The 12,363-nt window shown below is 57.5% G+C and carries 10 protein-coding genes and 2 tRNA genes; all 12 read left to right on the forward strand.

Annotation, left to right across the window (positions count from 1 at the left end):
* Positions 1–112 precede the first annotated feature (112 nt).
* A complete protein-coding gene (folP, locus tag SGP1_RS03515) occupies positions 113–958 on the forward strand; it encodes a dihydropteroate synthase (RefSeq protein WP_011410235.1) in 846 nt (281 codons plus the stop codon).
* Positions 955–2,292, forward strand: a complete 1,338-nt coding sequence (glmM, locus tag SGP1_RS03520) for a phosphoglucosamine mutase (protein ID WP_011410236.1) — start codon at positions 955–957, stop codon at positions 2,290–2,292. The genes folP and glmM overlap by 4 nt, the downstream gene beginning before the upstream one ends.
* A gap of 330 nt (positions 2,293–2,622) precedes the next feature.
* A complete protein-coding gene (gene secG, locus SGP1_RS03525; RefSeq protein WP_011410237.1) occupies positions 2,623–2,955 on the forward strand; it encodes a preprotein translocase subunit SecG in 333 nt (110 codons plus the stop codon).
* Positions 2,956–3,005: 50 nt separating this feature from the next.
* Positions 3,006–3,092: transfer RNA gene (locus tag SGP1_RS03530), tRNA-Leu, on the forward strand.
* Between the two features lie 59 nt (positions 3,093–3,151).
* A tRNA-Met gene (locus SGP1_RS03535) sits at positions 3,152–3,228 on the forward strand.
* Between the two features lie 213 nt (positions 3,229–3,441).
* Positions 3,442–3,894, forward strand: coding sequence for a ribosome maturation factor RimP (gene rimP, locus SGP1_RS03540; protein ID WP_011410238.1), 453 nt, complete (start codon positions 3,442–3,444; stop codon positions 3,892–3,894).
* A gap of 21 nt (positions 3,895–3,915) precedes the next feature.
* Entirely contained in the window at positions 3,916–5,403 is a 1,488-nt protein-coding gene (gene nusA / locus SGP1_RS03545; protein ID WP_011410239.1) for a transcription termination factor NusA, read from the forward strand.
* A 25-nt stretch (positions 5,404–5,428) separates the two neighbouring features.
* Positions 5,429–8,113 (forward strand): translation initiation factor IF-2, encoded by a 2,685-nt coding sequence (gene infB / locus SGP1_RS03550; protein WP_011410240.1) that lies wholly within the window; start codon positions 5,429–5,431, stop codon positions 8,111–8,113.
* Between the two features lie 68 nt (positions 8,114–8,181).
* Entirely contained in the window at positions 8,182–8,598 is a 417-nt protein-coding gene (gene rbfA / locus SGP1_RS03555) for a 30S ribosome-binding factor RbfA (RefSeq protein WP_011410241.1), read from the forward strand.
* Positions 8,598–9,533 (forward strand): tRNA pseudouridine(55) synthase TruB, encoded by a 936-nt coding sequence (truB, locus tag SGP1_RS03560; protein WP_011410242.1) that lies wholly within the window; start codon positions 8,598–8,600, stop codon positions 9,531–9,533. The genes rbfA and truB overlap by 1 nt, the downstream gene beginning before the upstream one ends.
* A 117-nt stretch (positions 9,534–9,650) precedes the next feature.
* Positions 9,651–9,920 (forward strand): 30S ribosomal protein S15, encoded by a 270-nt coding sequence (rpsO, locus tag SGP1_RS03565; RefSeq protein ID WP_011410243.1) that lies wholly within the window; start codon positions 9,651–9,653, stop codon positions 9,918–9,920.
* Positions 9,921–10,174: 254 nt separating this feature from the next.
* Positions 10,175–12,292 carry a polyribonucleotide nucleotidyltransferase gene (pnp, locus tag SGP1_RS03570; protein ID WP_011410244.1) on the forward strand — a complete coding sequence of 706 codons (2,118 nt, stop codon included), beginning with the start codon at positions 10,175–10,177 and terminating at the stop codon, positions 12,290–12,292.
* Positions 12,293–12,363: the final 71 nt, after the last annotated feature.

Consider the following 12,363-nt stretch of genomic DNA (forward strand, 5'->3'; position numbering starts at 1 on the left):
ACCCGGCGCGGTAATACCGATAGCCCCGTGTTATACGACACGCGGGGCTTTTTTTGCGCTTAAAATGTTAAGATAGCCGCCAACAGTGTGCACAGCATAAGGAAACGCCGTTATGCAACTTATTGCGCGAGAGCGCACCCTTAGCCTGGCGGTGCCCCGCGTCATGGGGATCCTCAACGTAACTCCGGACTCGTTCTCTGACGGCGGCAAATTTCAGCGTCTGGCCGACGCCATTGATCATGCCGCGGCGATGCTGGCGGCCGGTGCAGCCCTCATCGATATTGGTGGAGAATCCACCCGCCCGGGGGCGCAGGCGGTCAGCGATGAAGAGGAAGCGGCGCGGGTGGTGCCGGTAGTGGCGGCGCTGGCGGAACGTTTTGATACTTTTATTTCCGTGGATACCTCCAAGGCGCTGGTGATGCGTGAAAGCGCGGCGGCCGGGGCTCATTTGATCAACGATATCCGCGCGCTCAGTGAACCGGGTTCCCTGGACGCCGCTGCCGCCAGCCAGCTGCCCGTCTGTCTGATGCATATGCAGGGCGAGCCGGGTACCATGCAGCAGGCGCCGCATTATGAGAATGTGCTGGCAGAGGTAGAGGCTTTTCTCACACAGCAAATTGCGCGCTGTGAAGCTGCCGGCATCACCAAAAACCGACTGTTGCTTGATCCGGGCTTCGGTTTCGGCAAGACCCTGGCGCATAATTATCGCCTCCTGGCCCGGTTGGGTGATTTGCATCATCTCGGGCTGCCGCTGTTGGTGGGGATGTCGCGTAAATTAATGATAGGCGAATTGTTGGATCTTCCGGCAGAACAGCGGGTTACAGGCAGCGTCGCCTGCGCGGTTATCGCCGCGCTGCAGGGGGCGCAGATCATCCGGGTCCATGACGTCAGGCACACCGTGGAAGCAATGCGCGTGGTGGAAGCCACGCTTATAGCGAAGGAAACCTATTTTCAATGAGTAATCATCAATATTTCGGTACCGACGGCATCCGTGGCAGGGTCGGCGACAGCCCCATTACGCCGGATTTTGTGCTCAAGCTCGGCTGGGCCGCCGGCAAGGTACTAGCGCGCCATGGTTCGCGAAAAATCATTATCGGCAAAGATACCCGTATTTCCGGCTACATGCTGGAGTCAGCGCTGGAAGCGGGACTGGCGGCGGCCGGGCTTTCCGCTGCGTTCACCGGCCCGATGCCGACGCCGGCCATCGCCTATTTGACCCGTACCTTTCGCGCCGAGGCCGGCATTGTGATCTCCGCCTCCCATAATCCGTTTTATGATAACGGCATCAAATTTTTCTCTATCGACGGCACCAAATTGCCTGATGAGGTGGAAGAGGCCATTGAGGCGGAGCTGGCCAAACCGCTGACCTGCGTCGAATCGGTGGAGCTGGGCAAAGCCAGCCGCATTGTCGATGCGGCCGGGCGCTATATCGAATTTTGCAAGGGGACCTTTCCCGGTAATCTAAGCCTTAAGGGGCTGAAGATTGTCGTGGACTGCGCCAATGGCGCAACCTACCACATCGCGCCCAGCGTGTTGCGCGAGCTCGGCGCGACGGTGGTGACTCTCGGCTGCCAGCCGGACGGAATGAATATCAATCAGGAGTGCGGCGCTACCGATGTTCGCCTGTTGCAAAGCCGGGTTTTGGCGGAGAAAGCTGATTTGGGCATCGCCTATGACGGCGATGGCGATCGGGTGATTATGGTCGATCATCTGGGGCAGAAAGTGAATGGCGACCAGATCCTGTATGTTATCGCGCGGGAAAAACTGCGCCAGGGCCAGCTATCTGGCGGCGTGGTAGGCACGCTGATGAGCAATATGGGGCTGGAGCTGGCGCTGAAGCAGTTGGGGGTGCCTTTCGTGCGCTCTCGCGTCGGCGACCGCTATGTGCTGGAGAAAATGCAGGAAAAAGGTTGGCGCATTGGCGCTGAAAACTCCGGTCACGTCATCTTGCTTGACAAAACGACCACCGGCGACGGCATCATCGCCGGGCTACAGGTGTTGTCGGCGATGGTCGGCAACCACATGAATCTGCACGATCTGTGCAGCGGCATGCGCCTGCTGCCGCAGATTCTGGTCAATGTGCGCTTCGCCGGGCAACACGATCCGCTGGCGTCGGCGGCGGTGAAACAGGCCAGCGACGAAGTGGAGCAGCAACTGGCCGGGCGCGGACGGGTGCTGCTGCGCAAATCGGGCACCGAGCCTCTTATCCGCGTCATGGTGGAAGGGGAAGATACCGAGCAGGTCAGCCGACTGGCGCATCACATCGCTGACGCGGTGAAAGCCGCAGGCTGAGGTGCAAGGCACGGCGCCAGATGCGGGTTATGGTGCAGACCGGGTGCTGACGCTGTGCACGCTATGGCTGAGGCTGCGGGTAACGTGAGCATTAACAGTGCGCCCGCCTCTGCCGTGGTGTTGGTCGGCGCCGCCGACCGACGGCGATGCCTAAGCGGCGAGCGGTACTGGCGTTTTTTTCCGCAAACGGTCAGCCAGCCGTAAAATGCCCTTGCACGCGAGGGGCGCTTTGGTTAGTATTCACACCCGCTTCAGTCGGCGACATAAGGTGCCGTATTGGGGCTGCGATAGCTTAACGTGCGGTGGTTACCGCAAGGATACTGAAAGATTATGTACCAAGCTCTGTTAGTCATATTCCTGTTGGTAGCGGTCGGCCTTGTTGCGCTGATCATGCTGCAACAAGGTAAAGGTGCTGATATGGGAGCCTCGTTCGGTGCAGGCGCCTCTGGCACCCTGTTCGGTTCAAGCGGTTCCGGTAACTTCATGACCCGTATGACGGCCGTGCTGGCAACGCTGTTTTTCGTTCTCAGCCTGGTGCTGGGCAACCTGAGCAGCAATCATGGTCAGAAAGGCAGCCAGTGGGATAACCTGAATCAGGCTCAGCAGGCGGATAAGGCACCAGCCGAAGCGCCGGCAAAACCGGGTAACGATATTCCGCAGTAAGCGTTGCCCGGCAGGGCAACGGTAAAGAAGCGTAAGATCCGATAGAAAGTGCCGAGGTGGTGGAATTGGTAGACACGCTACCTTGAGGTGGTAGTGCCCGATTGGGCTTACGGGTTCAAGTCCCGTCCTCGGTACCAATCCCAGAGATAACTTGCTTTTTTGGGGTTATCAGCGTAGTATTTTCAGCGTCTTCGGACGCGGGGTGGAGCAGCATGGTAGCTCGTCGGGCTCATAACCCGAAGGTCGTCGGTTCAAATCCGGCCCCCGCAACCACATTCCCTTAGAGTGCTTTTTCAAACATACTGTCTGTAGGCGTTAGGTTTACCATCACAGGCGTTTGAAAAATGATTCTTCTGGAATGGTTTCAAAGCCGCCTGCGGTTTACAGGGTCCAGTCACTTAACGCCCCGATTTTTTCGGGGTTTTTTGTTATTTCACACAGTAATACTGGGCTAATTAGCCCTTTTTTTATGTCTTGGGGGTGGCCTTGTCCACATTAGAACAAAAATTGACAGAGATGATCACTGCACCCGTGGAAGCCTTGGGGTTTGAGCTGGTGGGTATTGAATTTATTCGTGGCCGCCAGTCGACGCTACGCATTTATATCAATAGTGACGAAGGCATCACCGTTGATGATTGTGCTGATGTAAGCCACCAGGTCAGCGCGGTACTGGACGTCGAAGACCCTATCTCTGTGGCCTATAGCCTTGAGGTCTCATCACCGGGTCTGGATCGCCCGCTGTTTACCGCCGCGCATTATCGCCAATTTATCGGGAGCGACGTCAGCGTGGTGCTGCGTATCGCAGTGCAAAACCGCCGTAAATGGCAGGGGATCATCAAAGCTGTCGACGGTGAAATGATCACGGTGACGGTGGATGGAAAAGATGAAGTGTTCGCTTTGCAAAATATCCAGAAAGCGAACCTGGTACCCCACTTTTAACGTTTTACTGAGGCAACTAGGATGAATAAAGAAATTCTGGCTGTTGTTGAGGCAGTGTCCAACGAGAAAGCCGTCCCGCGGGAAAAGATTTTCGAGGCGCTAGAGACGGCACTGGCCACGGCAACGAAGAAAAAATACGAACAGGAAATCGAAGTTCGCGTCAGCATTGATCGTAAGTCGGGGGACTTCGATACCTTCCGCCGTTGGCTCATTGTGGATGAAGTGACTCAACCCACCCGGGAAATTACGCTGGACGCGGCGCAGTTTGACGATCCTACTGCGCAGATTGGCGGCTATATCGAAGATGAAATTGAGTCGGTGGTGTTCGACCGTATTACGACGCAGACCGCCAAACAGGTCATCGTGCAGAAAGTGCGTGAAGCCGAACGGGCGATGGTGGTCGACCAGTTCCGCAGCCACGAAGGCGAGATCGTCACCGGCGTGGTGAAAAAAGTGAACCGGGACAGCATAAGTCTCGATCTGGGCAGCAATGCTGAAGCGGTCATTGGCCGCGAGGACATGTTGCCGCGAGAAAATTTCCGTCCCGGCGACCGTATCCGTGGCGTGTTGTATTCGGTCCGCCCGGAAGCGCGCGGCGCACAGCTGTTTGTCAGCCGGTCACGTCCCGAGATGCTGGTCGAGTTGTTCCGTATTGAAGTACCGGAAATTGGTGAAGAAGTTATTGAAATCAAGGCCGCCGCTCGCGATCCGGGCTCACGGGCGAAAATTGCCGTGAAGACCAACGACAAGCGCATCGATCCGGTCGGCGCCTGCGTGGGTATGCGTGGTGCGCGCGTTCAGGCGGTTTCAAGCGAATTGGGCGGCGAACGCATTGATATTGTGCTGTGGGATGATAATCCGGCCCAGTTTGTTATCAACGCCATGGCGCCTGCCGATGTCGCGTCCATTGTGGTGGACGAGGACAAGCACACCATGGATATAGCGGTAGAAGCGGGCAATCTTGCCCAGGCTATCGGCCGCAACGGACAAAATGTCCGGCTGGCTTCCCAGCTTAGCGGCTGGGAGCTAAATGTAATGACGGTAGAGGATCTGCAGGCAAAACATCAAGCTGAAGCCCATGCGGCGATCGATATCTTTACCCGTAATCTGGATATTGATGAAGAGTTCGCGACGGTGCTGGTGGAGGAAGGTTTCTCATCCCTTGAGGAGCTGGCCTACGTACCGATAAATGAACTGCTGGAAATTGAAGGGCTCGATGAGGAAACGGTGGAAGCGCTGCGCGAACGGGCGAAGAATGCGCTGACCACGCTTGCGCTGGCGCAGGAAGAAAACCGCGGCGCGGGCGTACCGGCTGAAGACCTGCTGGGTCTGCCTGAACTTGAGCGCGACATGGCGTTCAAACTGGCGGCGCGTGGTGTTTGTACGCTGGAAGATCTTGCCGAACAGGGTGTCGACGACCTGACAGATATTGAAGGGCTGAGTAGTGAAAAAGCCGGCGAGCTTATCATGGCTGCGCGCAATATTTGCTGGTTTGGCGACAACGCGTAATAAACTGTAGCAGGAAAGGAACAGCATGACAGATGTAACCGTAAAATCGCTCGCCGCTGAAATACAGACTCCGGTCGATCGCCTGGTACAGCAATTTGCTGATGCGGGCATTGATAAAACCGCAGTAGACTCTGTGACCCAGCAGGAAAAAGAAACCCTACTGGCGCACCTGAACCGCGATCGCGGCGCGGCGCCCAATAAGTTAACTTTGCAGCGCAAAACGCGCAGCACCTTGAATATTCCCAGCACCGGCGGTAAAAGTAAATCGGTGCAAATCGAAGTGCGCAAAAAGCGCACCTATGTACAACGCGATCCGCAGGCGCAAGAGCAGGCTGAAGCGGAAGAACAGGCCAGACGTGAAGCGGAAGAGCTGGCTCAGCATCAGGTCCAGCGCGACGCCGAAGAAAAAGCAAAACGCGCGGCCGAAGATAAGGCCAAGCGTGAGGCCGCTGAACAGGCGAAACGTGTGGCAGCGGAAAGTGATAAATTGACTAACCAGCAGACCAATACTATGACCAAGTCACCACAGGCGACTGAAAAAGCTCGCCGTGAAGCCGAAGCCGCGGAGCTAAGACGCAAAGCGGAAGAGGAAACGCGTCGCAAGGTCGAAGAAAAGGCTCGCCAGGTCGCGGAAGAAGCGCGTCGTATGGCCGAAGAACGCGGCGGCAACTGGGATAACGCGCCTGAGCCGGCCGAAGAAGATACCACCGATTACCACGTTAATACCTCCCATCATGCCCGGGAAGCCGAAGACGAAAACGACCGCAAAGTGGAAGGCGATCGTCGCAGCCGCACCCGCGGCGGTAAAGCGACCAAGCAGAAAAAGACCAGCCGTCTGTCCGAATCCAAGGCCGATCGTGAAGAAGCGCGTGCCGTGGGCCGTGGCGGCAAGGGCAAACGTAGACCGAGCACGCTAACGCAGGGCTTTAACAAGCCGGCGCAGGCGGTGAACCGCGATGTTGTCATTGGCGAAACCATTACCGTGGCGGAACTGGCTAACAAGATGGCGGTGAAAGGCTCTCAGGTCATCAAAGCCATGATGAAGCTGGGCGCTATGGCGACCATCAACCAGGTGATCGATCAGGAAACCGCGCAATTAGTGGCGGAAGAAATGGGTCACAAGGTGATTTTGCGCCGTGAGAACGAGCTGGAAGAGTCGGTGATGTCCGATCGCGATACCGGCAGCTCCGCCGCCGCGGAATCCCGTGCGCCGGTGGTGACCATCATGGGTCATGTCGACCACGGTAAAACCTCGCTGCTGGATTATATCCGCTCAACTAAAGTGGCGGCAGGTGAGGCGGGCGGCATCACCCAGCATATCGGCGCCTATCATGTGGAAACCGATAACGGCATGATCACCTTCCTGGATACCCCGGGGCATGCGGCCTTTACCGCAATGCGCGCCCGCGGTGCGCAGGCGACGGATATCGTGGTGTTGGTGGTGGCCGCTGACGACGGCGTCATGCCGCAGACCATCGAAGCCATTCAGCACGCCAAAGCGGCCAAAGTGCCGGTGGTGGTCGCGGTCAACAAGATAGATAAACCGGAAGCGGATCCGGATCGGGTCAAGAATGAGCTGACCCAATACGGCGTCATTCCGGAAGAGTGGGGCGGCGAAAGCCAGTTCGTACATGTTTCCGCCAAATCCGGCGCGGGCATTGACGAACTGCTGGACGCTATCTTGCTGCAGGCGGAAGTGCTGGAGCTGAAAGCGATCCGCAACGGTATGGCCAGCGGCGTGGTTATTGAATCCTTCCTGGATAAGGGCCGTGGTCCGGTTGCTACCGTGCTGGTGCGCGAAGGTACCCTGAACCGGGGCGACATTGTGCTGTGCGGTTTCGAGTACGGCCGCGTGCGCGCCATGCGCGACGAAGTGGGTCGTGATGTCGCCTCCGCCGGCCCCTCGATTCCGGTTGAGATTCTCGGCCTGTCCGGGGTGCCGGCCGCCGGTGATGAAGCGACGGTGGTGCGCGACGAGAAGAAAGCGCGTGAAGTGGCGCTGTACCGTCAAGGCAAGTTCCGCGAAGTCAAACTGGCGCGCCAGCAGAAGTCCAAGCTGGAAAACATGTTCGCCAACATGACCGAAGGGGAAGTGTCCGAGCTAAATATCGTGCTGAAATCTGACGTACAGGGCTCCGCCGAAGCGATCAGCGATGCGCTGGAGAAGTTGTCCAACGACGAAGTGAAAGTGAAGATTGTCGGCTCCGGTGTGGGCGGCATTACCGAAACCGACGCGACGCTGGCGGCAGCCTCCAACGCTATCCTGCTGGGCTTTAACGTGCGTGCCGATGCGTCCGCCCGTCGCGTTATCGAAGCGGAAAACCTGGATCTGCGCTATTACTCGGTCATCTACGACCTGATTGATGAAGTCAAACAGGCGATGAGCGGCATGCTAGCGCCGGAATACAAACAGGAAATCATCGGTCTGGCGGAAGTGCGCAATGTGTTCCGTTCACCGAAGTTCGGCGCTATCGCGGGCTGCATGGTGACGGAAGGCGTGGTGAAGCGTCACAACAAGATCCGCGTCCTGCGTGAAAACGTAGTGATCTACGAAGGTGAACTGGAGTCGCTGCGCCGTTTCAAAGACGACGTCAACGAAGTGCGTAACGGCATGGAATGCGGTATAGGCGTCAAGAACTACAATGACGTTCGCTCAGGCGACGTAATCGAAGTGTTTGAAACCATCGAGATCCAACGTACCATTGCCTGATAACGCGTTATCGGCAGCGCACATCACAGGGGGGCGAACATCCCCCCTGCTTGTCTGGAGAATTTACCATGGCCAAAGAATATAGCCGCACACAGCGCGTCGCCCAGGAGATGCAAAAAGAAATCGCCATCATCTTGCAGCGCGAAATCAAAGATCCCCGCGTCGGCATGGCGACGGTGTCAGGAGTAGAAGTGTCTCGCGATCTGGCTTATGCCAAAGTGTTCGTTACCTTTCTGAACGACAATACCCTGGAGCAGGTCAAAACCGGCGTCCGGGCGCTGCAAGATGCGGCAGGTTTCATCCACAGCCTGCTGGGCAAAGCTATGCGCCTGCGCGTCGTGCCCGAATTAACCTTTGCCTACGATAATTCGCTGGTGGAAGGCATGCGCATGTCTAATCTGGTCAGCCAGGTGGTGCAAAATGATCGCCTACGCCGGAGCGCAAGCCCGGTGGATAAGACGGATAGAGAGGATAAGGAAGACTGATGGGCCGCCCAAGTCGCCGTGGCCGTGATATTGACGGCATCGTCCTGCTGGATAAACCGCTCGGGCTATCGTCCAACGACCTGTTGCAAAAGGTCAAACGGTTGTTTCGCGCCAACAAAGCCGGGCATACCGGTGCGCTGGATCCGCTGGCGACCGGCATGTTGCCCGTCTGCCTCGGCGAGGCGACCAAGTTTTCCCAGCATTTGCTGGATGCCGATAAACGCTATCGGGTCATTGCCCGGCTCGGCGAACGCACCGATACCTCCGACGCCGAGGGTCAGACGGTCAGCGTCCGTCCGGTATCGCTGGATAAGACACGCCTTGAGGCGGCGCTGGATCACTTTCGCGGTGAAAGCAGCCAGGTGCCGTCGATGTTTTCCGCGCTGAAGCATCAGGGGCGTCCGCTGTACGAGTACGCCCGCAAAGGCATCACGGTAGAGCGTGAGGCGCGCCCTATCCACGTCTACGATTTGCAGTTACATCGCTGGGATTTGACGAAGGTGGAACTGGAAATTCATTGTTCCAAAGGCACCTACATCCGCACCATTATCGATGATTTGGGTGAACGTCTAGGCTGCGGCGCGCACGTCATGGCGCTGCGTCGGCTGGCGGTTGCCCGCTACCCCATCGAGCGTATGGTAACGCTTGCGGCGCTACAGGCCATTGCCGCCGACGCGCCGCCGGACACACTGGCGCAGCTGGACGCGCTGCTGTTGCCGATGGACAGCGCGGTGGCGGATATGCCGTTGGTCAATTTGCCGTCCGATCTCGCCGCGCGGTTGCGCCTTGGGCAAACGGTAGCGGTTACAGCGCAACCGCAGGCTGGTTTGGTACGCCTGACAGAAGGGGACGCCGGACGCTTTTTCGGCATCGGCGAAATCGCTGCACCGGGCCGGCTGACGCCGCGCCGCCTGATAGCGGAACCGCGTGCCTGATCATGTAATCGCCTTGCGATCGGCACGGGCTGAGAGTAGAATAGCGCGGCTTATGAAGCGGGTGGCTGAATTAGAGATCGGCGCCCATCTATTTCACAATCATTTTGGAGTGTTATAATGTCTCTAAGTGTTGAAGCGAAAGCGAAAATTGTTTCTGATTTCGGCAGTGATGCCAAAGACAGCGGTTCCACTGAAGTTCAGGTTGCTCTTTTAACCGCTCAGATTAGCCATTTGCAGGGCCATTTTGCGGAACACAAAAAAGATCACCACAGCCGCCGTGGTCTGCTGCGTATGGTTTCACAGCGTCGTAAGCTGCTCGACTACCTGAAGGGCAAAGATGTGGCGCGTTACACCAGCCTTATCGAACGCCTGGGTCTGCGTCGCTAAGCCAGACAGTTTCAGGAGAAAGGGGCCACATAAGGCCCCTTTCTTCTAGGCAGCGCTCATCCCGGGGCCGGTCTCGTCCGCATGGCGATGAACGCTAAGTAGATTCTTCCATTGCTGAGGTTCGCGCGGCTAATGAGAGGCTTTATCCGTTGGGATAAGGATTGTCATTAGTCGCGAGGATGCGATGAGAAGGTGTTAGTCAACGGTGGGCGGTCTGATTGAAAGCGCCGCGCACTTTGAAAAAGGAAATCATTTTGCTAAATCCGATTGTTCGCAAGTTTCAATACGGCCAGCATACCTTCACGCTGGAAACTGGTATGATGGCCCGTCAGGCGACTGCCGCAGTCATGGCAAGCATGGACGACACGGCGGTATTTGTGACCGTCGTGGGCGCCAAACAAGCAAAAACGGGACAGAGCTTCTTCCCGCTGACCGTCAACTATCAGGAGCGGACCTACGCCGCAGGCCGTTTCCCGGGCGGGTTTTTCCGCCGCGAAGGTCGTCCGAGCGAAGGCGAAACGCTGATTTCGCGCCTGATTGACCGTCCTATCCGTCCGCTGTTCCCGGAAGGTTTCCTGAACGAAGTGCATGTTATCGCCACCGTGGTCTCGGTTAACCCGCAGGTCAGCCCCGATATCGTGGCGATGATTGGCGCTTCCGCCGCGCTGAGCCTGTCCGGTATTCCGTTCAGCGGCCCTATCGGCGCCGCACGCGTTGGCTACATTAATGACCAGTATGTGCTGAACCCGACTCAGGCCGAACTGGCCACAAGCCGTCTGGATCTGGTCGTTGCCGGTACCCAGAACGCCGTGCTGATGGTGGAATCCGAAGCGCAGCTGCTGAGCGAAGATCAGATGCTGGGCGCCGTGGTCTACGGCCACGATCAGCAGCAGATCGTGATCGATAACATTAATCAGCTGGTGGCTGAAGCCGGCAAGCCGAAATGGCAGTGGCAGGCACAGGACGTTAACGCCGGCCTGCAGGCGCGGGTCGCCGAGCTGGCGGAGTCCCGTCTGGGCGACTCCTATCGCATCACCGAAAAACAAGAGCGCTATGCCGCGGTTGACGCTATCAAGGCCGATGTCGTTGAAGCCTTGACGGGGCAGGATGAGACGCTGGACGTAGGTGAGATCAAGGACATCCTGGGCGCGCTTGAGAAAAGCGTAGTGCGTAGCCGTGTGCTGCGTGGCGAACCACGTATTGATGGACGTGAAAAAGACATGATTCGCGGCCTGGACGTACGCACCGGCGTATTGCCGCGTACCCACGGGTCGGCGCTGTTCACCCGCGGTGAAACCCAGGCGCTGGTCACCGCCACTCTGGGCACCGAGCGCGACGCACAGAATATTGATGAATTGACGGGTGAACGGACAGACCGTTTCCTTCTACACTATAATTTCCCTCCGTACTGCGTAGGTGAAACCGGCATGGTGGGGTCGCCGAAGCGTCGCGAAATCGGCCACGGTCGTCTGGCGAAGCGCGGTGTTCTGGCGGTGATGCCAAACGCCAGCGAATTCCCGTATACCGTGCGCGTAGTATCAGAAATCACCGAGTCGAACGGCTCCTCTTCCATGGCTTCTGTGTGCGGCGCGTCGCTGGCGCTGATGGACGCGGGGGTGCCTATCAAGGCGGCCGTCGCCGGTATCGCCATGGGTCTGGTGAAAGAAGGCGACAACTTTGTCGTGCTATCCGATATTCTGGGTGATGAAGATCATCTGGGCGATATGGATTTCAAAGTTGCCGGCAGCCGTGAAGGCGTAACCGCGCTGCAGATGGACATCAAAATTGAAGGCATCACCCACGAAATCATGCAGGTGGCGCTGAATCAGGCCAAGGGTGCGCGTATGCATATCCTGGGCGTGATGGAGCGGGCGATCAGCTCGCCGCGCGGCAATATTTCCGAATTCGCGCCGCGTATCCATACTATTAAAATCAGTTCCGATAAGATAAAGGATGTGATTGGTAAAGGCGGCTCGGTTATCCGCGCGTTGACGGAAGAAACTGGCACGACGATCGAAATCGAAGATGACGGCACCGTCAAAGTGGCGGCCACCGACGGCGATAAAGCCCGTCACGCCATCCGTCGCATCGAAGAGATCACCGCCGAAATCGAAGTGGGCCGCATTTACAATGGTAAAGTGACCCGCATCGTGGATTTCGGCGCCTTCTTTGCCATCGGTGGTGGCAAAGAAGGGCTGGTGCATATCTCCCAGATTGCCGATAAGCGTGTAGAGAAAGTGGCTGATTATCTGGAGCTGGGCCAGGAAGTGCCGGTTAAGGTCCTGGAAGTGGACCGTCAGGGTCGCGTTCGCCTGAGTATTAAGGAAGCCAGTGCCCCCAGCCAGGACGCCGTGGTGCCTGAAGCAGAATAGCCTTAAACTGTTGGCGCATTTAACAGCTCCTTGCCCCGGTGGGGAGCTGTTCGTATCACAAGGGCGGGACG

Origin of the sequence: Sodalis glossinidius str. 'morsitans', from assembly GCF_000010085.1 — a bacterium.
Lineage (GTDB): Bacteria > Pseudomonadota > Gammaproteobacteria > Enterobacterales > Enterobacteriaceae > Sodalis > Sodalis glossinidius.

Excerpts from the sequence above, each read along its gene's own strand:
- nusA (WP_011410239.1), top strand. The coding sequence starts at position 3,916 with ATGAATAAAGAAATTCTGGCTGTTGTTGAGGCAGTGTCCAACGAGAAA.
- secG (WP_011410237.1), top strand. The coding sequence starts at position 2,623 with ATGTACCAAGCTCTGTTAGTCATATTCCTGTTGGTAGCGGTCGGCCTT.
- folP (WP_011410235.1), top strand. The coding sequence starts at position 113 with ATGCAACTTATTGCGCGAGAGCGCACCCTTAGCCTGGCGGTGCCCCGC.
- glmM (WP_011410236.1), top strand. The coding sequence starts at position 955 with ATGAGTAATCATCAATATTTCGGTACCGACGGCATCCGTGGCAGGGTC.
- infB (WP_011410240.1), top strand. The coding sequence starts at position 5,429 with ATGACAGATGTAACCGTAAAATCGCTCGCCGCTGAAATACAGACTCCG.
- rpsO (WP_011410243.1), top strand. The coding sequence starts at position 9,651 with ATGTCTCTAAGTGTTGAAGCGAAAGCGAAAATTGTTTCTGATTTCGGC.
- truB (WP_011410242.1), top strand. The coding sequence starts at position 8,598 with ATGGGCCGCCCAAGTCGCCGTGGCCGTGATATTGACGGCATCGTCCTG.
- rbfA (WP_011410241.1), top strand. The coding sequence starts at position 8,182 with ATGGCCAAAGAATATAGCCGCACACAGCGCGTCGCCCAGGAGATGCAA.